The sequence below is a fragment of the Hymenobacter sp. IS2118 genome (genome assembly GCF_000715495.1).
Classification (GTDB): domain Bacteria; phylum Bacteroidota; class Bacteroidia; order Cytophagales; family Hymenobacteraceae; genus Hymenobacter.
Window position 1 is genome coordinate 91562 of record NZ_JNLX01000047.1, and the last position, 20279, is coordinate 111840.

Annotated in this window: 22 protein-coding genes and 2 tRNA genes; 9 read left to right on the forward strand and 15 right to left on the reverse strand. The window is 59.1% G+C overall.

Going from position 1 to position 20279, the window contains the following annotated elements; genetic code table 11:
• Positions 1-8: 8 nt before the first annotated feature.
• The 7 genes from GM79_RS03020 to GM79_RS03050 form a co-directional block, all read right to left on the reverse strand.
• Entirely contained in the window at positions 9-902 is an 894-nt protein-coding gene (locus tag GM79_RS03020; protein WP_035559129.1) for an NAD kinase, read from the reverse strand.
• 79 nt (positions 903-981) lie between these two features.
• Positions 982-2409 (reverse strand): POTRA domain-containing protein, encoded by a 1428-nt coding sequence (locus GM79_RS03025; RefSeq protein ID WP_051718440.1) that lies wholly within the window; start codon positions 2407-2409, stop codon positions 982-984.
• Positions 2410-2436: 27 nt separating this feature from the next.
• Positions 2437-3111: a CBS domain-containing protein gene (locus GM79_RS03030; RefSeq protein WP_051718441.1), complete on the reverse strand. Its 675-nt coding sequence runs from the start codon at positions 3109-3111 to the stop codon at positions 2437-2439.
• 132 nt (positions 3112-3243) lie between these two features.
• On the reverse strand, positions 3244-4026 hold the full coding sequence (locus GM79_RS03035) for an alpha/beta fold hydrolase (RefSeq protein ID WP_035558982.1): 783 nt from the start codon (positions 4024-4026) through the stop codon (positions 3244-3246).
• Positions 3992-4633: an anthranilate synthase component II gene (locus GM79_RS03040; protein WP_051718442.1), complete on the reverse strand. Its 642-nt coding sequence runs from the start codon at positions 4631-4633 to the stop codon at positions 3992-3994. The genes GM79_RS03035 and GM79_RS03040 overlap by 35 nt, the downstream gene beginning before the upstream one ends.
• A 77-nt stretch (positions 4634-4710) precedes the next feature.
• Positions 4711-5241, reverse strand: coding sequence for a CvpA family protein (locus GM79_RS03045; RefSeq protein ID WP_035558985.1), 531 nt, complete (start codon positions 5239-5241; stop codon positions 4711-4713).
• 80 nt (positions 5242-5321) lie between these two features.
• The gene (locus GM79_RS03050) at positions 5322-5783 is read right to left on the reverse strand and encodes a GatB/YqeY domain-containing protein (protein ID WP_035558988.1); all 462 of its coding nucleotides are present in this window, start codon (positions 5781-5783) and stop codon (positions 5322-5324) included.
• 422 nt (positions 5784-6205) lie between these two features.
• Here GM79_RS03050 and GM79_RS03055 point away from each other — a divergent pair, with 422 nt between their 5' ends.
• From GM79_RS03055 to GM79_RS03065, 3 genes are all read left to right on the forward strand, one after another.
• Complete coding sequence (locus tag GM79_RS03055) at positions 6206-6931, forward strand: pyridoxine 5'-phosphate synthase (protein WP_035558990.1); 726 nt, start codon at positions 6206-6208, stop codon at positions 6929-6931.
• A gap of 178 nt (positions 6932-7109) precedes the next feature.
• Positions 7110-8141: a tRNA 2-selenouridine(34) synthase MnmH gene (gene mnmH, locus GM79_RS03060; RefSeq protein ID WP_035558993.1), complete on the forward strand. Its 1032-nt coding sequence runs from the start codon at positions 7110-7112 to the stop codon at positions 8139-8141.
• Positions 8142-8308: 167 nt separating this feature from the next.
• Entirely contained in the window at positions 8309-9982 is a 1674-nt protein-coding gene (locus GM79_RS03065; protein WP_081867527.1) for a T9SS type A sorting domain-containing protein, read from the forward strand.
• A gap of 95 nt (positions 9983-10077) precedes the next feature.
• Here the strand turns inward: GM79_RS03065 and GM79_RS03070 are convergent, their stop codons facing one another.
• On the reverse strand, positions 10078-11076 hold the full coding sequence (locus GM79_RS03070) for an AAA family ATPase (RefSeq protein ID WP_051718443.1): 999 nt from the start codon (positions 11074-11076) through the stop codon (positions 10078-10080).
• A 396-nt stretch (positions 11077-11472) separates the two neighbouring features.
• On the opposite strand from GM79_RS03070, the gene GM79_RS24135 reads away from it, so the two are divergent.
• From GM79_RS24135 to GM79_RS03080, 3 genes are all read left to right on the forward strand, one after another.
• The gene (locus tag GM79_RS24135) at positions 11473-11688 is read left to right on the forward strand and encodes a PID-CTERM protein-sorting domain-containing protein (protein ID WP_081867528.1); all 216 of its coding nucleotides are present in this window, start codon (positions 11473-11475) and stop codon (positions 11686-11688) included.
• An 86-nt stretch (positions 11689-11774) separates the two neighbouring features.
• Positions 11775-12332 carry an exosortase X gene (xrtX, locus tag GM79_RS03075; RefSeq protein WP_035558999.1) on the forward strand — a complete coding sequence of 186 codons (558 nt, stop codon included), beginning with the start codon at positions 11775-11777 and terminating at the stop codon, positions 12330-12332.
• 16 nt (positions 12333-12348) lie between these two features.
• A complete protein-coding gene (locus tag GM79_RS03080; RefSeq protein ID WP_035559002.1) occupies positions 12349-12891 on the forward strand; it encodes an XrtX-associated membrane protein in 543 nt (180 codons plus the stop codon).
• Between the two features lie 102 nt (positions 12892-12993).
• Here the strand turns inward: GM79_RS03080 and GM79_RS03085 are convergent.
• The 4 genes from GM79_RS03085 to mutS form a co-directional block, all read right to left on the reverse strand.
• Positions 12994-13077 (reverse strand) — tRNA-Leu (locus GM79_RS03085).
• On the reverse strand, positions 13063-13563 hold the full coding sequence (locus tag GM79_RS23610; protein WP_035559142.1) for an HNH endonuclease: 501 nt from the start codon (positions 13561-13563) through the stop codon (positions 13063-13065). The genes GM79_RS03085 and GM79_RS23610 overlap by 15 nt, the downstream gene beginning before the upstream one ends.
• Before the next feature lie 56 nt (positions 13564-13619).
• A tRNA-Gly gene (locus tag GM79_RS03095) sits at positions 13620-13695 on the reverse strand.
• 134 nt (positions 13696-13829) lie between these two features.
• On the reverse strand, positions 13830-16517 hold the full coding sequence (gene mutS / locus GM79_RS03100; protein WP_051718448.1) for a DNA mismatch repair protein MutS: 2688 nt from the start codon (positions 16515-16517) through the stop codon (positions 13830-13832).
• Positions 16518-16757: 240 nt separating this feature from the next.
• Between mutS and GM79_RS03105 the strand changes: the two genes are divergently transcribed.
• Positions 16758-17291: an RNA methyltransferase gene (locus GM79_RS03105; RefSeq protein ID WP_035559004.1), complete on the forward strand. Its 534-nt coding sequence runs from the start codon at positions 16758-16760 to the stop codon at positions 17289-17291.
• 46 nt (positions 17292-17337) lie between these two features.
• Complete coding sequence (locus GM79_RS03110; RefSeq protein ID WP_035559007.1) at positions 17338-17757, forward strand: hypothetical protein; 420 nt, start codon at positions 17338-17340, stop codon at positions 17755-17757.
• A gap of 173 nt (positions 17758-17930) precedes the next feature.
• Here GM79_RS03110 and GM79_RS03115 read toward each other — a convergent pair whose 3' ends face one another.
• Together GM79_RS03115 and GM79_RS03120 are read right to left on the reverse strand one after the other, a co-directional pair.
• Positions 17931-18701: a TerC family protein gene (locus GM79_RS03115; protein WP_035559010.1), complete on the reverse strand. Its 771-nt coding sequence runs from the start codon at positions 18699-18701 to the stop codon at positions 17931-17933.
• 105 nt (positions 18702-18806) lie between these two features.
• Entirely contained in the window at positions 18807-19298 is a 492-nt protein-coding gene (locus tag GM79_RS03120; protein ID WP_035559012.1) for a YajQ family cyclic di-GMP-binding protein, read from the reverse strand.
• Positions 19299-19404: 106 nt separating this feature from the next.
• On the opposite strand from GM79_RS03120, the gene GM79_RS03125 reads away from it, so the two are divergent.
• On the forward strand, positions 19405-19863 hold the full coding sequence (locus GM79_RS03125; protein ID WP_035559015.1) for a GNAT family N-acetyltransferase: 459 nt from the start codon (positions 19405-19407) through the stop codon (positions 19861-19863).
• A gap of 77 nt (positions 19864-19940) precedes the next feature.
• Here the strand turns inward: GM79_RS03125 and GM79_RS03130 are convergent, their stop codons facing one another.
• A complete protein-coding gene (locus GM79_RS03130) occupies positions 19941-20246 on the reverse strand; it encodes a DUF962 domain-containing protein (RefSeq protein WP_081867529.1) in 306 nt (101 codons plus the stop codon).
• Positions 20247-20279 lie beyond the last annotated feature (33 nt).

A 20279-nucleotide genomic window follows, 5' to 3' on the forward strand; every position in this document is an offset into this window, starting at 1 on the left:
TAGTCTGGTTACGGCTGAATACCAGTTGGGTTTCGCCGGTCAAGGCCCCAATTCAGCTTACTTCGTAACGTACTAAGAAAGTTTACGTGATTGAGCTTAACGAGTCGGGCATTGAAGGTTTCGCGGCGTACCGCAATCTGGACGGAAGCTTCTACGGGCATGGAGCGCGAGTCTAGCGCCAGCATAAAACTGGTACTACGCCCTTCTATTTCGAAGGAAATCACACTTTGGTCGGACACAACCAACGGGCGCACGTTCAGATTGTGGGGGCATACGGGCGCAATGATAAAATTGTTGGTTTGGGGCAGCATCACCGGGCCGCCGCAGCTGAGCGAATACCCCGTGGACCCCGTTGGAGTAGCCACTATCAGCCCATCGGCCCAATAAGAATTGAGGTATTCACCGTCGATGTACGTGTGCACGACAATCATGGACGACGTATCGCGCTTGAGGACGCTGAACTCGTTGAGCCCGAAGTTGAGGCTACCGAATACGTCGGGGTCGGTGTCGACGCGAATCAGGCTGCGTTCCTCGATGTTGAAATGGCCCTTATATAAGGAGTCGATGGCCTGGGCAATGCGGTCGGGGGTGATGGTGGCCAGGAAGCCAAGCCGGCCGGTATGAATGCCTAAAATCGGGATTTGCAGGCTACCAACGTAGGTTACGGTGTCGAGCAAGGTGCCATCGCCGCCGATGCTGAAGACGAACTGCACGCCACGCAAGGAGTCGCCACGGCGGAATTCGGTGGTTCCCTCGGGTAGACGAATGCGGTTGTTGAGGAAGGTTCGGAAAGCCTCGCCGATGCGCACTTCGGCCCGCCGGGCGGCGAGGTCATCGAATAATGCCTGAATGGCCGGGGCGGCCTCATCGTCAAAGGGCTTGCCAAGAATGGCTATTTTCATGCGGAATGGGGCAAACAGCTTGCGCAACCGGAGCGCGGCTACGTAACAAATTAATAACCGGATGAGCCCGTTGAAGTAGTTAAATCGGGAAATCCGTGCGGAAAAAGTACCCCGTCTGGCCTAGGCCATTCAAGGTATACTCAGCCGTGAATACCCGGTCGTAGTACGTAACCAGATGCAACCCGAGGCCAACTGCCCGCAGCAATTGATTGGGAAGGCGGTTTTGGGGCAGCACAGCGCCAGCAGCTACGTAGCCGGCATCGGCAAAGATATTGAGATAGAGAGCTAATGGAATGGTATTGATTTTATCGTTGCCGAGGGCCTTAATCCTAATTGAGGCGGGGCGAAGCAACTGGTAGGACACGCCTTGCTGAACCAATCCGTAGTGACGACCATCAATTACGTACTCATCGTAGCCCCGCACCAGGTCCTCGTAGCCCAGGGCCCGGGTATCGGCGTAGGCCAGGCGGCGGGCCAGGCGGGCCTGACCGCTCAGACCCGCCGCATAGTAAAATCCTCGTCCTAGCGCAATGTACCGTGCATACTTCAGGCGCAGCGTTGTGATGTCGGGCGTGGTTTCGTCCAGAAACATGCGGTGCGTGAGCCGGGCCTGGGCATATTGTCCGGTGAGTGGGTACGCAAACGTGTTGCGTTTATTATTTGTACTGGTCAGCGTGAGGTCCAGAAATTCGCGCTGGATGCGGCCGAGGTAGTAGTTAGGATTGTAATAATTGGTGGAATCATTGATGCGCTCGCGGTGATAAGACGCATCGAGCGCGGTGAGGAACTGCACGGTATGGCGGAGGCGGAGCCCCGCCGTGGCATAAAACCGTTGGATGGGAAAGCCCGCATCGGCCTGCAGGGGCACCAGCTGGTCGGCCTGGGTTTTGTAATCCACCGTTCGACTTTGGGAGAAGGAGAAGCCCGCGCCCAGTCCAAGCCGACGGTACGTGCCCAAGCCGGGCGCCTCGTAAAACAGCTCGTACTTGCGGTTGAATCCCAACTGGAGGTTGGCTAGCACTTGCTCGTTGCGGCCCCGGAAATTGTATTGGCTGAGGTGAATGCCGTAATCGATGCGGCGCCAGCGGTCCGGCCGCTCGCTCCAGGCGCGCAGGTTGCGGTCGGCCAAGGACAGAATAGGCACCGGGAATGTGTACCAGCGCTCCTGCACGCCAAATACGACGAGGAGCCCGCCGTTGCCGCAGCTGGCCTGCACCACCACCGAGTGGAACAACTGGAGGTTGAACAAGCGGCGGCGGTTGGCTTCGAGCCGGGCGGACAGGTCGGCCAGAGCCAGGGTATCGCCTTCACGAAAGTCCAGCTCCGCGCGCAGAATACGCTCTTTGGTTACCGAATTTCCCGCAAACAGGATGGTGGTCACTGCCGCCCGCCGCACCCCAGGGCACGGCACCACGCGCACCAGCGTATCGACGGGAGCCAGCGAACGGGGCAACGTATCGGCTGGTTGGCTGAGGCCCAGCCCGATGCCGGCCACCAGCGCACGCAACGTCAGAAGTACCCCTACCACCCGGCTTTACACATTCAGGTACCGCAGGAGGGCGTCGTAGCGCTCCTGCTCGTCTTCGGTGGTCACAGCATTGCCGTTGAATTGCGCAGTTACCACGTAACCGAACCGCTCCAGCGTGGCGATAATACGCGCCAGATTATCGGTGTTAAGCTTGATAGTGAGCCGGATGCGGTAGGGGTCCACTTCGTCCTGCGCCACCAGAGCACTGACGATTTTAGCATTATTCTCCTCCACATAGCGGCTGATTTGGGTCAGGGAATAATCCCGCTCCTCCATGCTGAGTACGATGATGCCACCCTGACCACCAGCCGGCTGCTGCCCAAACGCGGCTAGTGCGTCGGCAATGGTGACCACGCCCGCGTACTCGTGGCGCTCATCGACGACTGGCACGAGTTGGATTTTATTTTCAATCGCCAGCTCCATCACCCGATAAAAGTGCTGGTCGGGGCGGACGAAAGCATCGGCATAGCCCAATGGCAGCTCCGAGAGGAGCCGTTCGGGGTCGTCAAAATCGGCCAGGTCGGCTTCGGTGACGAGGCCCCGGTAAACCCGGTTGTCGAGCACGGGCAGTTGGGCCACGTGAAACTCATCGAGCCAGCGCGCTGCTTTGCCCGCCGAATCGGTGCCCTTCAAAGGCGGAATCATTTCGTTGAGTAAGTCTTCGGCGAGCAAGGCGGGCATATGCTGAGTAGTTATGAACGTCGGAGAAATAGCTAATATCTTACTGGAAAGAATTATAGAGAAATAGCGTGGCCAGCGGAAGCTACGCCAACGCAGAGAGCAACAATTGAGCCGGCAAAAGGATAGCAGCCTTTAAGCTACTGCGACGGGGACGGTTTCGGTGGTACGCAAAAACCGGCGCAGGTAGGCATTGAAGCCGGCAGGACGCTCCATCATGGGCGCGTGGCAGCAGTGGTCGAGAAAGCGCAGCTCGGCGTGGGGCAGCAACCGGGCAAACTCGTGGGCCACGGGCGGCGGGGTGATGGTGTCGTTCAGGCCCCAAACCAGCAGCGTCGGCACGGTGATTTTGGTGAGCTCTTTGCTCAGGTTATGCCGTTGGGCCGAACGGGCAATGGCAATGATACGCAGGCACTTGGAGTTGGAATTGGTAACGTTGAATACTTCATCAACCAGCTCCCGGGTGGCCACCTTGGGGTCGTAGAACGTGAAGCCCACCCGCTCTTCCACATAGGCGTAGTTGCCGCGCTTGGGAAACGATGCGCCCATGCTGTTTTCGAAGAGGCCGCTGCTGCCCGTGAGCACCAGCCGGCTCACGCGTTCGGCATTTTTGAGGGTGTAGACTAGGGCCACATGACCGCCCAACGAATTGCCCAGCACCGTGAAATCAGCGGGCAAGCCCAACGCGGCCACAAAACCTTCGACGTAGGCCACCAGGCCGGGTACACCGGCCTGCGACAAGGGCATGTCGTAAATAGGCAATAGGGGAATGATGACCCGGTAATCGGGCGCGAACTCTTCCACCACATCCTCCCAGTTGCTCAGGGCCCCAAACAGGCCGTGCAGCAGCAGCAGTACCGGGCCGCGGCCTTCGTCTACAAACTCATACCCTTGCTGATGCTGGCGGCGCAATTCCATCTTGTCTCTCTTCAATTACCGGCGTTTTGGCAATGATACAACAACGCAGCCAATTGGCCAAAATTGCCAGACCGTGGGGCGTGAGCAGGGCTTCGGGGTGAAACTGCACGCCGTAGAGCGGCAACGTACGGTGGCGCAGGGCCATGAGCTCGGAGGGCGCGCCGATGGTGTGGGCCAGGGCAACCAACCCGGCGGGCAGCGGTTCGCTGAGAATAAGCGAGTGGTAGCGCGTAACCAACTGCGTGGCGGGCAGGCCGGCAAAAAGCGCGTCGGCGGTATCGCACCGTATTTCGGCCACTTTGCCGTGCATGGGCCGGGCCGCCCGCACCACCGTTGCGCCAAAAAACGCACCCAATGCCTGATGGCCCAGGCAAACGCCAAGTATCGGCTTTTGCTGAGCGTACGCCTCAATGACGGCGGGCATTACGCCGGCCTGGGCAGGAGCGCCGGGACCGGGCGAAAGAACGATGCCATCAAAGTCAAGCGCCTGAATTACGCTGAGGGAAACGTCGTTGCGGCGCACCAGCACCTCGGCCCCCAGCTGGCGCAGGTAATCGGCCAGGGTGAAGGTGAAGGAGTCGAAATTATCGAGCAGCAGCAGGCGCACGGGAACAATTAGTAATTAGGCACGAGAAATCGGAAATTCAATTTAGCACGTGAGCTTCTGAAGCTACGTTTTGATTCCTACTGATGCACGAAAGCGGCCTTCATTTTCACCAGTAAATCCTGGGCAAAAGGCAGTACGTAGGCGGTAAGCTGCATCGCCAGCGGCGTGGCTTGCTGCACGACGGGTAGTACCAGGGAATCGGCCACCAGGGTTGGCGAGAGCAGGGGCAGGCCCGCCAGTCGGGTGCCGTGCAGCAGCAGGCTCAGGCCCAACAACCATTTAATAACACCGGCCGCGCCGCCGAGCAGGTTATCCAGCAGGCCCAGTGGCGTGAGGTGCACCGCCGTTCTGAGCAGGCCCCCAAGCAGGTGAACGCCCCACATAATGGCCACAAAAACCAGCGCAAACGACACCAGCGGCAGCATACCAAAGGCGCTGCCGACATAGTGCCGCACCAACGGCACCGCCGCCGAAAGCAGGCTCAGCCCACCCACCACAGCCAGTACAAACGCCAGCAGCGATACCACTTCGAGCACCAGCCCGCGCCGAAAACCTTTCACGGCCCCAATGCCAAGCGGAAGCAGAAGCAGAATATCGAGGGCCGTCATGGATAGGGCAAGAGGGCTGGAGGGTAAGCGGGTAAGAGTCAGTCGGGAAAGCAAAAAGGTTAACTCTTACCCGCTCATCCTTATAGGTTAGTATTATTCAGCAAGTTGCTGATTACGTCGGAGATGCGCTTGCCGTCGGCCTGGCCCGACAGCTCGCGGGCGGCTACACCCATCACTTTGCCCAAATCGGAAGGCCCCCGGGCGCCCACGCGCTGAATGATGTGCACGAGGCGCTCAACCAAATCGGCCTCGGAGAGCTGAGCAGGCAGGAATTCTTCAATGATGGCCAGCTCCGCCAGCTCGTTTTCTTCGAGTTCGGAACGGAATTGCTCTTTGTAGATGGTGGCGGCGTCGCGGCGCTGCTTGGCGGCCTTGTTGAGCATCTTCAGCTCGGCTTCGGGGGTAAGGGCGCCGCCGGTGGCACCCTCAGCGGTTTCGGCCAGCATAATCTGCGCTTTGATGCTGCGCAGGGTGGTGAGGCGCACTTTGTCTTTGGCCAGCATGGCTTGCTTGATGGCGGCGTCGATGGTGTCTTTTAGCATGGGGAGGTGAATGAGCGGTTGAGCGCGTGGGAAAATGGGGCCAGCCGGCGGCAGCCGGGTCCGTTGGACGATTGTATACGGCAATACGGCCCGGCTGGGGCCAAGCCGGCTACGGGTAACAGCTAGAGCACAGGTTACGGTTGTTCTGATTCTGATTCAGGGGCGGACTATTCCCAAAACCATGGTTGCAGAAGAAAAGTCAGGATGACGCGGGAGATTTTGAGGAAGGTGAATAAAGAAAGGAGCCCGCACTGCACCGGGCCCAGCCGTCCGGCACGGGGGCGCCAAAGGGCGTATTTTCGCCCCGAAGCTACGGCAACGCGCCCGCAAGCCGGCGCCGATGCTGCCTACAGCCCAAACCAACGCATGGGAATAAGCTGTTGTACGTCCTCAACGCCCTCCATTTTTTTCGACCTCTCTCCGTGACCAAGCTCAGCGTCAACATCAACAAACTGGCCACCCTGCGCAATGCCCGGGGCCACAACCGGCCCGATATTCTGCAAGCCGCCCGCGATATTGAGCGGTTTGGGGCCGAAGGCATTACCGTGCACCCGCGCCCCGACGAGCGCCACATTCGCTACCAGGACGTGCGCGACCTGAAAGTCGTGGTGACCACCGAGCTGAATGTGGAGGGCAACCCCACGCCCGATTTTCTGGACCTATGCCGCGCAGTGCGCCCCGAGCAGGTAACGCTGGTGCCCGACGCCCCGGACGCCATTACCTCCAATGCCGGCTGGGACGTCATCCGGCACCAGTCTTTTTTGCGCGACGTGGTAGCCGAACTCAAAAGCCTGGGTTGCCGCGTCAGCATCTTCCTCGACACAGATTTGGCCTTGGTTGAAGCCGCCGTCACGACCGGTACCGACCGCATCGAGCTCTACACCGAAGCTTACGCTGTGCACTATCTGGCCGACCGCGAGCGGGCCGTGGCGCCCTATCGCGCGGCCGCTGCCCGCGCCGGGCAGCTGGGCCTGGGCGTGAATGCCGGCCACGACCTGGACCTCAACAACCTTGCCTGGCTGAAGCAACAGCTACCCGAACTGGCCGAGGTCAGCATTGGCCACGCGCTGGTGTGCGACGCCCTTTACCTGGGCCTGGAAAACACCGTACAGCTCTACAAAAGGCAGCTAAAGTCATTGAGCAGCTAACGCTACTGTCCCAAATGTTGCCGCTACATTTCCAGCAATCAAAAGGCGCTTTGGAATAAACAAGGGCTTCGATGCCCCACCGCCGTTTCCAGGCACCAAATCAGCATTGTGAAAGGTGGCGCAGAAGCCCTAACTGCTCATTGATAACTGATAACTGATAACTGATAACTGAATTAACATGCCCCGTCATTCATTAGCCGAGTTTGAGGCCCTCCCCTATCCCATTCTCGACGTGCGCGCCCCGATTGAGTTTGCCCAGGGCCACGTGCCGGGCGCCCTCAACCTGCCGCTATTCACCGACGAGGAACGGGCCCGCATCGGCACCACGTACAAGCAGGTGAGCCAGGAGCGGGCCGTGCACCTGGGGCTGGAATTTTTCGGGCCGAGGATGTCGGAGATGGTGAAAAAGGCGCAAAAACTAGCCAAAGGCAAAGAAGTGCGGCTGCACTGCTGGCGCGGGGGCATGCGCAGCGGCGCAGTGCTATGGCTGCTGGAATTGGCCGGTTTCAAAGTCCACCTGCTCGACAAGGGCTACAAGGACTACCGCCGGGCCGTGCTGGCAGCGTTCGAAACGCCGCGCACCTGGCGCGTGCTGGGCGGCCTCACCGGCAGCGGCAAAACCGACGTGCTGCACGCCCTGGCCGCAGCACCTCATTCGGAGCACGTGCTCGACCTGGAAGGATTGGCCAGCCACAAAGGATCGGCTTTCGGGGCCATTGGCCAGCCCGTGCAGCCCACCCAGGAGCAGTTTGAGAACAGGCTGGCTGCTACGCTGGCCGCCCTGCCCACCAATGCGCCGATTTGGGTGGAGGACGAGAGCCGGCAGATTGGCCGGCTCACCATTCCGCCGGCCCTGTTCGCGCAGCTGCGCGCCGCCCCGCGCTGGGTGCTGGAAGTGCCCCGGCCCGCCCGCGTAGCCAAGCTGGCCGCCGAATATGGCGCCGAAGCTCCCGCAGAATTGGCTGCTGCCATCGAGCGGCTGCACAAGCGCCTGGGTGGCCTGGCCACACAGCAGGCCCTTGCCGCCGTGGAGGCCGGCGATTTCAGCTTAATGGTGGAGCTGGTGCTCGATTATTACGACAAGACTTACACCTACGGCTTGGCCCAGCGCCCCGACGAGCCGGCCCGCACCTTCGTTCCCGTAGCCAGTTGCGCTCCCGCCGCCAACGCCGCCGCCCTGCTACAAGCGCTGGCCACAGGCATTCGCTAATCTTTACTTTTAAAATACCCGCTGCTTCCCGGCAATGTCATTATGCTATTGCCGGGTGAGGCAGTACTTTGCTGGTCGGTTCTGCCTGGTTTCGTGTGCTTTTGCCAAGTCGCGCTTGAAGTCCCCCCCACCATCCGTCTTCTTATTTTTCCATTTTTCCCTTTTTCATGATGACAACTTTACCAACCCGCCTAAAAAAAGCCAGCCGATGGCTACCCCTGGCCTTGCTGCCCTTTGGCGTGCAGGCCCAGGACCTGAATTATTCCTTCTCCAATGCCGTGAACACAACCGGCACTTACGCGGACCTGGGCGCTGCGGGCAGGCTCATTGACACCGCCAATAAAGACGACGCCAATTCGGCGGCGCAGGATATCGGATTCACGTTCAACTATAATGGCACCGCTTTCACGCAGTTCATTCTAAACACCAACGGCCTGATTAAGCTCGGCAGCACGCCCCCTCCTACGGCGGCCTTGTACTATGAGAATTTTGAAGGCGGCGACGGCGTCGACCCGCTTGCTTCTTCCGCCGCCTCCACGGCCAACCTGGTGATGCCCTTCAACATCGACCTGGAGCAGGGCACGGCTGCGGCCGAGTATCGGGTAGAGACTTCGGGCACCGCTCCCAACCGGATATGTACCATTCAGTGGAAAAATGTCAGCGATAAGTCGGAACCTGGCGACGGGGCCAAGTCCCAGTTCGCCAACTTCAGCTTTCAGGCCAAGCTTTACGAAAATGGAAACATTGAATTCGTATACGGCGCGGCCACGGCATCGGCCAACGTTACCGATACGCACTTTCCGAGCGTAGGTCTTAAAGGCAGCACCCCGGCCACCAACCGCGTGCTGCTCGCCCTCAAGTATTTATCAGAAGCGGCCTGGAGCACTACCTTTTTCACCGGCCGCAACTATGCCACATACACCCACAACCAGAGCCGAACCGGGCTGCCCGACCCTGGCCGCACCTACCGTTTCGTGCCCGGCCCCCCAACCATTCCGGCTTTGGCGTACGCCGCGTTACCCTATGCCGAAGACTTCGAGGGCCCTTGGGTTAACGCCTTGGATAACCGCGACGCCCCCACTGTTAACTGGCGCAACACCCCGGCTTTTGGCGACAACTCGTGGCGCCGCGAGGACGACGGATTTATCACGAGTAGCTGGCGGTTTTTCGCCGACGAGTTCATCACGCCCGATAATCCTGTTCCTCCTTACAGCATACGCTCCAGCACCGGCGCCCACTCGGCCCGCTTTCACAGCTACGGCTCAGCAGCCGGGCAGCAAGGCGCACTCGACCTGTACTTGAACATGACCGGCGCAGTCAACAGCACCCTCAGCTTCGACTACATCAACCCCTCCGGCACCGACAAGCTCGACATATTCGTGAGCATCGATGGCGGCACCACCTTCGGCGTGACCCCGCTACTGACGGCCACCACCAACACCACGTTTACGACCAAAACGGTGGCCATCAACAGCAGCTCGCCCACCACCGTCATTCGCTTCCGGGCTACTTCCGACTTTGGCAATGACGACATGGGCATCGACAACCTCAGGCTGCGGGTACCGACTGCCACCCGCAACGACGCCCTGGCTGCCGCCGTGGGCCTATATCCGAACCCAGCCTCCGGTCGCTTCACGCTGAGCATACCGGCCGGCCGCCTGCACGCAGCTTCCGCCACGCTCCTCAACGCGCTGGGCCAAGCCGTGCAGCAGCGCCAGCTGAACCTGCCCGCCGCCGGCGGCAACGTCGATTTCAACACCAGCAGCCTCGCACCGGGCGTGTACTCGCTCCAGCTAAAAACCAGCACCGACCTGGTGGTGAAGCAGGTGGTAGTGCAATAACTCTATTTGCAATTTAGCACCCCCAAAAGAGGGCAGGCCGCGCGGCCTGCCCTCTTTTTGATTGTAGGCGGTGCGCCGCTCACGCACGCAGGGCCTTAGCTGATGGGCACTTTTCGCAGAATGGCCTCTATCAGGTCCTGCGTGCGGATGCCATCAGCTTCGGCTTCATAGGTGAGCATGATGCGGTGGTTGAGCACGTCGGCGGCCACTTCCTTGATGTCTTCGGGCAGCACGTAATCGCGCCCTTCCAGATAAGCCACGGCTTTGGAGGCGCGGTGCAGGGCGATGCTCGCCCGCGGGCTGGCGCCAAACTGCACGGCCTGCGCAAACTCAACCAGGTCGTAATCGGCAGGCCGGCGGGTGGCAAACACCAGCTCAATGAGGTATTTTTCCAGGGTATCAGAAATCTGCACCTGATTGATTTGCTGGCGAATGCCAAAAATATCGGCCTGCGTGAGCACTGGTTGCACGTCTTCCACAAAGCTCAGGTTGGCCATCCGGCGCATTACCTCCAGCTCATCGGCCTTCTTGAGGTAATCGACGTGCACTTTCAGCATGAAGCGGTCAACCTGAGCCTCCGGCAGCGGATAGGTACCTTCCTGTTCCACGGGGTTTTGCGTAGCCAGCACCAGAAAAGGCAGGTCGAGCGGATAAGTGGTTTCGCCGATGGTGACTTGCTTCTCCTGCATGGCTTCGAGCAACGCGCTTTGCACCTTGGCCGGCGAACGGTTGATTTCGTCGGCCAGCACCAGATTGGCAAAAATTGGCCCCTTCTTCACCTCAAAAACCGACTGATTCTGGTTGTAAATCATGGTGCCCACCAAGTCGGAAGGCAGCAAATCGGGCGTAAACTGTACGCGTTGAAAATGCAGATGCAGTACCTTGGCCAGCGTGGAGATGGTGAGGGTTTTGGCAAGTCCGGGCACGCCTTCCAACAGAATGTGCCCACCGGTAAACAAGCCGATGAGCAAACGGGTGAGCAGCGGCTGTTGCCCCACCACTACTTTGCCCATTTCGGCAAATACCTGCCGAATGAGGGGATGATAATCGATAGGAGACGCCGATAGCACGGCAGGGTCAGAGGCAGGCAGCATGGTTAGAGACGGGCAAAAGCGACACGTGCAAGGTAAGCATAAGCCCCGTGAGCCCGGCGCCAGCCCCTACAATCAGTGGGCAAACAGCATCAACATGGTGTTCGGCAAGCAAGAATTAGCTGCTATCCTAACTTCTCCGGCAGTTAATCCCTCAGGATTACCAGTGGCTCCGAGCAAATAAAAACCCTGAAATTCTTATTTATGTCAGCAAATTAAAAACCGAACACCCCCCAACGCCGTACCTCATGCTCGTTGAATCAATGCTCGGACCAGAGGCAATTGCTTTAGAATTAAAGCGTGCTATCTGAGAGAACACTGGTTTATTGTCAATATCTTCCTATATTTGTTTCTGCCACTCCCCAGTATCCGAACTTTTCAACCTCTCCATCTTTTCGCATGAAATCATTTTTGCTCAAAAGACTATTGCCCAGCCTCTTGATGGTAGCGGCAACATCGGTTTACGCATCTGCCCAGGGCGACCCGGATACCGGCGGCCCCCGGCCAGGCGACCTACCCGTGAACGTGCCCGTTGATGGCGGCGTATCGCTGCTGCTCGCAGGCGGTGTCGCTTACGGGTTGAAGCATTTGCGCACCCGTCGGCGCAAGGCTTAGCTTATCCACTCGAATAAGCCAACGGCTCTCCCGAAAGGAAGAGCCGTTTTTTTTATTGAAATTTACGGACACTTCATCCTCGGGTTATGTCTACTATTGCTTCTTCCGGCACCTTGCCTACCAGCAACCGGGTGCTTTACCGTTTTATATTCACCGCATCCGCGCTGTTTCTGGTTTGGTTTTTTGGGTATGACCAATGGCTGAAGCCGGATGGCCGGCTCGATGCCGTACTCTGTGGGCACATTGCCGCATCTGGAGCCGCTTTCCTACGGCTGTTGGGGTTCGATTCGGTGGTCGGTGCTTCACAAGCCAAGCTAATTCTGCTCAACAGTAAGCCCGCCGTGTTGGTCGGCGCCCCGTGCAATGGGTTGGTTCTGTATGCTTTATTCGCGGGGTTTGTAGCAGCTTTTCCTGGCCCCTGGCAGCGCAAGCTGTGGTATATCCCCGCCGGCATCACCGTCATTTGGTTTCTGAATGTGTTGCGGGTAGCCGCTCTGGCCCTCAACCAGCACTACTACCAAAGCTCAGCCGATTTCAATCACCACTACACCTTCACCTTCGTCGTGTACGGCTTCATTTTCGCGCTCTGGATGTTGTGGGCCCGCCGACTAGCTACGCCGGCACTCCAACCAACAGCCGTTTAAAGCCGGCGTTTATTCAGTGACCAACGACACCCTCGGCGTTCCTCGCCCGCCCGAAAGAAAATTCCACTGGGTCACTATTGGCACCCTGGCACTAGCCCTGGTTCTGCTAGACATCTATTCTGAGCCCGTTTTGCAATTTCTCGTTGCGCTGTGGCAAAAAGCCGTAGCGGCGCTGGGCTTGAGTCAGCAGGCAAACGTATTACAAGGAGGCTCAAAAAGCGGCATTGCCAGGCGTTTTTTGCCGGCGGTGGCAACGTACGCGGCTCTGTACTTGGCGCTTTGTTTATTATTGCTGCGGGCCCTGTTGCCGCTGCCTGCCCACTGGCGGCTAGTGCTGCGCCTGTATTGCGCGGTGCTGGTTGTTTATGTAGCCCTGGTACTACTGGCGAAGGCGGCGAATGCAGCATGGGCTTACAAGCTCAGTCGCGAAATTGCTGATTTTGTGGTTAGCCCGATACCCGTAGTGGGGCTATACCTGTTGTTTCGCGCCAGTTTAGGCATCAATAACCCAGCACCAGAAAACAAGTCAACAACAATCAATCACACTGATGAATCTTAACTTTATCAGCCTCGGGTATTCATTTGGTAAGTACTTGCAAGCCTAACGAGCATTTTCACAAATAAAAAGGCCTTCACAAGATTGTGAAGGCCTTTTTATTTGTACCAGAGACGGGAATCGAACCCGTACGCTCGTGAAAGCAAGGGATTTTAAGTCCCTCGTGGCTACCAGTTACACCACTCTGGCAAAGGACTTTAAATGATTTTTACCTCGATAACTAGTGGTCTGCGCGTGGCAGTTAGGACAAAGTAACTGCAAATTTTCTAAGCGGTGGTCATTATTTACCCCGTTTTGGTGGTGTAGCTCCAAGGGTATTGGCTGGCCTTGCCAAGTATTCAAGCCACAGGCCTCGCACCGGTGCTGTTTTACGCCTTCCTTGAGCAACCGCCTCCGCAGTCCATGGGTGAAAGCGTAAGGCGAATGCTCCACTAATATTTCCCTCAACTCCGCTTTACGGCCAAAACTGCGGTACCGCACCCCCACGTTCCACGCCGCACCCGTGAAATGGCTGGTGTCCAGCCCGAGCCTGGCAATGCGGCTGTGCACCGTCTTGTAATTGCCACCGGCCGGCACCAGCCCGATGCGGCTCAGCACCTGCCGCACCGACAAGCTTTGGGCTACAGCTTGCCGGAACTCGTCATCGGTGCTGAGGCACTTACGGGTGGCCGCCATGTTGTGGGATGGGCTGAAACAAAAAACGCTGTCCGAAGACAGCGTTTTTTGTAATTTGGAGCGGGAGACGAGGTTCGAACTCGCGACCTCGACCTTGGCAAGGTCGCGCTCTACCAACTGAGCTACTCTCGCGGGAGGTTCATTACTACTTTCGTAGTGCTGAATGGTGCGACAAAGGTAAGGGGCTTTTTTGGCGAAGCAAGGACCAAGGGTGGAAATTTTCACCTGGAAAGGCTTCCGTGTTCATTCTCAGGCTGAAAAATTCTCTACGCACCCAATGTTAGCTTGAGTTCGTTCAGCTTCATCAGGGCTTCGATGGGTGTCAGAGTGTTTATGTCGAGGTGCTGGAGCAGCTCGCGGATGCGTTCCAGGGCCGGGTCGGACGGTTCGAACATGCTAAGCTGCACCGTGGGGCGCGGCGCGGTGGCCACCGCCGTGGTGGCGCGGGGCTTGGGTTGCGGCGACAGAGTGGCTGAGGGACTGAGTGAATTGGCCTGTTTACCGCTGGCAAGGCCGACCAGCACGTCATCGAACTCGGTGGGCGCACCGTCGTCGGAGCCGGCGCTGGTGCGCTCCACTTCGAGGTGGTGCATGATTTCGTTGGCCCGCAGCACCACGGAGGTGGGCATGCCCGCCAGCCGCGCCACGTGAATGCCGAAGCTGTGCTCGGAGCCGCCGGCCTGCAGCTTGCGCAGGAACAGGATGCGGCCGTCGGCTTCCTTCACGGCCACGTTGTAGTTGCGCACCCGGGGGCAGTCGTCGGCCAGCTGGTTGAGCTCGTGGTAGTGTGTAGCGAAGAGGGTTTTGGCCTTGGCTTTGGGGTTGTTGTGCAGGTGCTCCACAATGGCCCAGGCAATGCTGATGCCGTCATAGGTGCTGGTGCCGCGCCCGATTTCGTCCATCAGCACGAGGCTGCGGTCAGATAGGTTGTTGAGGATGGAGGCGGTTTCGGTCATCTCCACCATGAAGGTGCTTTCGCCCTTGCTCAGGTTATCGGAAGCACCCACGCGGGTAAAAATCTTGTCGATGATGCCCACGGTAGCCGCATCGGCGGGCACGAAGGAGCCAATCTGGGCCAGCAGCACGATGAGCGCCGTCTGGCGCAGCAGGGCCGACTTACCGGCCATGTTGGGGCCGGTTATCACCACAATCTGCTGCTCGTCCTGATTGAGGCAGATGTCGTTTGGAATGTAGCTTTCGCCGGGCGGCAACTGGCGCTCAATGACGGGGTGGCGGCCGGCGCGGATGTCGAGCACGGTACCGTCGTTCACCACGGGCTGCACGTAGCGCTGCTGCCGGGCCGTGAGGGCAAAGCTGGCCAGGCAGTCCATCACGCCAATGGCGCGGGCATTCTGCTGGATGTGGGGCACAAAATCGAGCGCGGCCAGCACCAAATCGGTGTAAATACGCTGCTCAATGACAAACAGCTGCTCTTCGGTGTTGAGAATCTTCTCCTCGTAGGTCTTGAGCTCTTCGGTCACGTAGCGCTCGGCGTTCACCAGCGTTTGCTTGCGTATCCACTCGGGCGGCACCTTGGTTTTGTGCGCGTTGCTCACTTCGAGGTAATAGCCAAACACCTTGTTATAAGCAACCTTGAGTGAGGTGATGCCGGTATTGCGCTGCTCGCGCTGCTGCAGCTGCAGCAGGTAGTCTTTGCCCGAAAACGCCAGGGCACGCAGCTCGTCCAGCTCGGCGTCGATGCCGGGGTTGAGCACGCCGCCCTGGTTGGTGAGCAGCGGGGCATCGGGCTTGATTTTGGTCAGGATTTCCTGGCGCAAATTGGCGCAGGGGTTGAGCTGGTCAGCCAGCTTCACGAGAGCCTTCACGCCGGAGCCTGCCAGCCGCTCGCGCATGGGCGCAATGGCCTCCAGGGCGCGGGCCAGCTGCAGCAGCTCGCGCGGGTTCACGCGGCGCACGGCCACCTTGCTGATGAGCCGCTCCAGGTCGTTTATCTGGCGCAGGTGCATGGTGAGGTCGGCCAGCAGCTCTTCATCGGCTACGAGGGCGGCCACGGTATCCAGTCGGCGCTGAATCTGGCTTACTTCTTTGAGGGGCAGCACTATCCACTTGCGCAGCAGGCGGGCGCCCATGGGCGTTAGGGTCTGGTCGAGCACGTCGATGAGGGGCACGCCGCCGGGGTGCTGGGCGTGCACCAGCTCCAAATTGCGCACCGTGAAACGGTCGAGCCACACGTACTTGTCCTCCTCCAAACGGCCCAGACTGGCCACGTGACCGAGGTCGGAGTGCTTGGTTTCGGCGAGGTAGTGCAGGATGCAGCCGGCGGCCACGATGCCTTCCTTCAGGCCATCAACGCCAAAGCCTTTGAGCGAAGTGGTTTTGAAGTGCCGGGTGAGGGTGTCGTGGGCGTAATCGTTACCAAAAACCCATTCATCCAACGCATAAGTGCAGAAGTCGGGGCCGAAATGCTGCTCGAACTCGTTCCGGCTTTTCTTGCAAAACAGAATTTCAGCCGGACTGAAATTCTGCAGCAATTTGCCCAGGTAATCGAGCGTGCCTTGGGCCACCAGAAACTCGCCGGTGCTGATGTCCAGGAAGGAAATACCGGCCTCGGTTTTGCCGAAATGGATAGCCGCGAGGTAGTTGTTGGCGCGGCGCTCCAGCACGTTGTCGTGCATGCTCACGCCGGGCGTTACCAACTCCGTAATGCCGCGCTTGACAAGGCCCTTAGCGAGCTTGGGGTCTTCGAGTTGGTCGCAGATGGCCACGCGCTGGCCGGCGCGCACCAGTTTGGGCAGGTAGTTGTCGAGGGCGTGGTGCGGGAAGCCGGCCAGCGGAATTTCGTTGGGCGTGCCGCCGCCGCGCTTGGTTAGCGTGATGTCGAGGATGCGGGCGGCCGTGACGGCGTCTTCACCGAAAGTTTCATAGAAGTCGCCCACCCGAAACAGCAGCACCGCGCCGGGGTGCTGCTGCTTGAGCAGGTAGTACTGCTTCATCAGCGGCGTGTCGACGGGCGAGCCGGGCGTAATGTGGTCGGGCCCGACGGACTTAATAACGAATTCTTTCTTGGGTGCAGTCAAAGCAGTAGGAACGCGCCTTGGCGCGTTCAATCGGTAGGATAAAACGGAACAACGGCCCCGTTTTTAATTGAAATAAAAACACGCAACCAGCGGCAAACGTCCCCGGCTACCAGTGGAAACGCCGAACGCGCCGTGCCGCGTTCCTACCTTCGCCCCATGCGAAAACTTACAATGGCGGAGCTGAATCGCGCCACGGTGGCCGACTTCAAAAGTACGCCCAAAAGCCCTGTGGTGCTAGTGCTGGACAACGTGCGCAGCATGCACAACGTGGGGGCAATATTCCGCACCGCCGATGCCTTCGCGCTAGAAAAAATATGGCTCTGCGGCATTACGCCGCGCCCGCCGCACCGCGAAATCACCAAAACGGCGCTGGGCAGTGAGGAGTCAATGAGCTGGGAATATGCTTCGGAAACCGTGGCCGCCGTGGCGGCCCTGAAAGCTTCCGGCTATCAGCTAGTGGCCGTGGAGCAAACCACCGGCAGCGTGGTGCTGCCCCAATTTCAGCCCGAGCCGGGCCGGCCGCTGGCACTGGTGCTGGGCAACGAGGTGTTCGGGGTGGAAGATGCTGTGCTGGCCCTGTGCGACCTGGCCGTGGAAATTCCGCAGTTCGGTACCAAGCACTCGCTGAATGTGGGCGTAGCGGCCGGCGTGGTGCTCTGGGACGCGCTGGTGAAGCTGGGCGTGGTGTAGCGGCCGGGGCCGGGCAACCATTGGCCTGGCCGGCGGTTGGGTTCTCATGTTCTCCTCCCCCACCGCCGCCACCCGGCCCGATGCCGCCCTGCTGGCCCTGCGCCCCCTCATCAACGCGGAAGCTACCGATGCCGCCGGCACCGTGGGCCACTTCCTGCACGCCACGCTGCGCCCGGTCCTGAAACTGCAAAACGACCTGCTGCTGGCCGTGGTCGCCGATTTTGTACTCGACCACCACATCACCCTGCGCCCCACTGACCAGCACCACCAGCTCAGCGAGCTGCTGGGCCGCAATACCAAGCTGCGCTACACAGTGGTGGGCCTGATTACCGGCGCTTTCACCGCCGATGAGTACGCCTTCTACCGCCTGCACCGCCCCGAAGTGAACCGGCGCCTGCTGGAAATGGTCCTGCGCCGCGTACTCGACCAGGCTGCGGCCGTAGCCGAAGTGGCTTCAGAGCTTTGAGATTTTATACTGAATAGGCAAAAAAGAACGGTCATGCTGCGCTTGTCGGAGCATGACTGTCTACTGTAGACAGGTTTCAAATGCAAAAGCCCACCGAACGTGCGGCGGGCTTCTGCGGATTTCTGCGCCTTTCTTCTGCGCCTTTCTTCTGCGCCTTTTGTGGTAAAAAAATGCTAGTCGTACTGCGAGTCGCGCAGAACCACTGGCTTGGTCTTTTTGCGCAGGCGTAGGTTGAGCAGCTCCACCGTGAGCGAGAAGGCCATGGCGAAGTAGAGGTAGCCTTTCTCCACCTCTTTGTGGGCGGCTTCCATCACCAGCATGAAGCCAATCATGATGAGGAAGGAAAGGGCCAGCATCTTAATGGTGGGGTTGTTGTTGACGAAACCAGCCACGGCGCTGCTGAAAGCCAGCATCACCCCCATAGCCAGTATCACGGCCGCAATCATCACCAGCACGTTGTCCACGAGGCCCACGGCCGTCAGAATGGAGTCGAAGCTGAAGACGATATCGATGATGATAATCTGGATGATGATGTTGCGCATGGTGGCGTGCTTGGGGCCAGCGCCATCCTCCGTTTCTTCCTCGCCCTGCAGCTTATTATGGATTTCAGTAGTGCTCTTGTAAATCAGGAACAGGCCACCGGCCAGCAGAATAAGGTCGCGACCGGTCACCCCAAAGGGCACGTCCTGCCAGGGTAGGTTCACATCAAATAACGACGCCCGCAGGCCCACAATCCACGAAATACTGAGCAGCAGGCCGATGCGGAACAGCAGCGCCAGCAGCAGGCCGATGGTGCGGCCGCGGGCCTGCTGGTCGGGCGGCAGGCGGTTGACGACGATGGAAATGAAAATGATGTTGTCGATGCCCAGCACAATTTCCATGAACGTGAGGGTCAGCAAGCTAACCCAGGTAGCTGCTTCGGCAAAGGCACTGATATCGTACATAAATTATTCGGATGTGAAAATATGAGAAGGTGGAAATGTGAAGAATGAAAAACGGAGAGACACAGCCATTGCTCACATTTCCACATCATCCGATTTTCACATTCTTCAGCTTTTCATGTTCACGAACTGCAGCGGCAGGCCGATGTCGGACTGGCGCAGTACGGCAATGGCGGCCTGCAGGTCGTCAATTTTTTTGGCCGTCACGCGCACCTGGTCGTCCTGCATCTGGGCTTCCACCTTCACCTTGGCGTCTTTGATGGCCTTGATGATTTTGCGACCGAACTCCTTGTCGACGCCGGCGCGCACCTTGATGGTTTTCTTAACCAAGTTGCCGCTGGCCTGCTCCTCGGCCGAAAAATCCAGACTGGTGCCGTCGATGCCCTGCTTCACCACGCGGCCCAGCAGAATATCTTCCAGCGCCTTCACGCGCATGGAATTCTCGGACGATAGTAGAATGGTGTTCTCCTTTTTATTCAGCTCGATGCCGCCCTTGGTGTCGCGTAGGTCGTAGCGGGTCTGAAGTTCTTTTTGGGCTGTGTTCACCGCGTTTTCTAAGGTTTGCGGGTCTACTTTGCTCACAATGTCGAAGGAAGCCATGGCGGGGTGGGGCGTAGTTTTGAAATAAGTAACCGGCCGGAGCCGGGGCGCAAAGGTAACGGCCCAACTCCGGCATGGTTGCGCGGCCGCACCTATACTTTCGCTTATGCCCCCATTCCTCGTTCGCTCGCCCCGCACCACCGCCGAGTGGGATGCCTACTACCACCTGCGCTACACGGTGCTCCGCCAGCCCTGGCAACAGCCGCCGGGCTCCGAGCGCGTGCCCGCCGACGACGAACCGGGCACCATTCACGCGCTGCTCCTGGCCGATGAAAGCAGTCCACGCCCGGAGGCGCTGGCCGTGGGCATGCTGCAGCCCACCAGCGCGCAGCAGGGCCAGGTGCGCTTCATGGCGGTGGCGCCGCAAGCCGCCGGCACCGGCCTGGGCCGCCAGATTATGGACGCACTGGAAACCCAGGCCCGGGCAGTGGGCCTAACGGAAATCGTGCTGCATTCCCGCGAAATCGCAGTACCCTTTTATGAGCGGTTGGGGTACGAAGTGGTGGAACCCTCGCACACTCTTTTCGGGGTAATTCCGCATTTTCTGATGCGCAAGCAACTCTAGCAACAACCGCTAAGCGCTCCGAAACAGACCCAAGCTCGCAGCTTGGAGCTTGCGGCTTAAAGCTTGTGGCTCGAAGCTCAAAACCTCTCCCGGCCGCGCCACAGGTCGGCGTACATCCGGAAGTCGCCGAGCAGCGAATACCACGGGTGCTGGAACGTGGCGGGCCGGTTGTGCTCCACGAAGAAGTGACCCACCCAGGCAAACCCGTAAGCCGCCACGATGCCCGCTGGCAGCCAGCCCCAGCGCCCCGTGAGGACGAGCATGACCAGACAAAGCAAAAACAGCGTGGTGCCCACAAAATGCAGGATGCGGGTGCCGCGGCGGCTGTGCTCGCGCAGGTATCTTGGGTAGAACTCGGCAAAGGTGAGGGGCAGGGCCGACATGGCAGGCATAAAAAGGTGTGAGGAAAAAGCGCG

Excerpts from the sequence above, each read along its gene's own strand:
- GM79_RS03050 (WP_035558988.1), bottom strand. The coding sequence starts at position 5,783 with ATGCTAAAAGACACCATCGACGCCGCCATCAAGCAAGCCATGCTGGCC.
- GM79_RS03125 (WP_035559015.1), top strand. The coding sequence starts at position 19,405 with ATGCCCCCATTCCTCGTTCGCTCGCCCCGCACCACCGCCGAGTGGGAT.
- GM79_RS03020 (WP_035559129.1), bottom strand. The coding sequence starts at position 902 with ATGAAAATAGCCATTCTTGGCAAGCCCTTTGACGATGAGGCCGCCCCG.
- GM79_RS03105 (WP_035559004.1), top strand. The coding sequence starts at position 16,758 with ATGCGAAAACTTACAATGGCGGAGCTGAATCGCGCCACGGTGGCCGAC.
- mutS (WP_051718448.1), bottom strand. The coding sequence starts at position 16,517 with ATGAAGCAGTACTACCTGCTCAAGCAGCAGCACCCCGGCGCGGTGCTG.
- GM79_RS03070 (WP_051718443.1), bottom strand. The coding sequence starts at position 11,076 with ATGCTGCCTGCCTCTGACCCTGCCGTGCTATCGGCGTCTCCTATCGAT.
- GM79_RS03130 (WP_081867529.1), bottom strand. The coding sequence starts at position 20,246 with ATGTCGGCCCTGCCCCTCACCTTTGCCGAGTTCTACCCAAGATACCTG.
- mnmH (WP_035558993.1), top strand. The coding sequence starts at position 7,110 with ATGCCCCGTCATTCATTAGCCGAGTTTGAGGCCCTCCCCTATCCCATT.
- xrtX (WP_035558999.1), top strand. The coding sequence starts at position 11,775 with ATGTCTACTATTGCTTCTTCCGGCACCTTGCCTACCAGCAACCGGGTG.
- GM79_RS03115 (WP_035559010.1), bottom strand. The coding sequence starts at position 18,701 with ATGTACGATATCAGTGCCTTTGCCGAAGCAGCTACCTGGGTTAGCTTG.
- GM79_RS03030 (WP_051718441.1), bottom strand. The coding sequence starts at position 3,111 with ATGCCCGCCTTGCTCGCCGAAGACTTACTCAACGAAATGATTCCGCCT.
- GM79_RS03045 (WP_035558985.1), bottom strand. The coding sequence starts at position 5,241 with ATGACGGCCCTCGATATTCTGCTTCTGCTTCCGCTTGGCATTGGGGCC.
- GM79_RS03110 (WP_035559007.1), top strand. The coding sequence starts at position 17,338 with ATGTTCTCCTCCCCCACCGCCGCCACCCGGCCCGATGCCGCCCTGCTG.
- GM79_RS03065 (WP_081867527.1), top strand. The coding sequence starts at position 8,309 with ATGATGACAACTTTACCAACCCGCCTAAAAAAAGCCAGCCGATGGCTA.
- GM79_RS23610 (WP_035559142.1), bottom strand. The coding sequence starts at position 13,563 with ATGGCGGCCACCCGTAAGTGCCTCAGCACCGATGACGAGTTCCGGCAA.
- GM79_RS03035 (WP_035558982.1), bottom strand. The coding sequence starts at position 4,026 with ATGGAATTGCGCCGCCAGCATCAGCAAGGGTATGAGTTTGTAGACGAA.
- GM79_RS03120 (WP_035559012.1), bottom strand. The coding sequence starts at position 19,298 with ATGGCTTCCTTCGACATTGTGAGCAAAGTAGACCCGCAAACCTTAGAA.
- GM79_RS24135 (WP_081867528.1), top strand. The coding sequence starts at position 11,473 with ATGAAATCATTTTTGCTCAAAAGACTATTGCCCAGCCTCTTGATGGTA.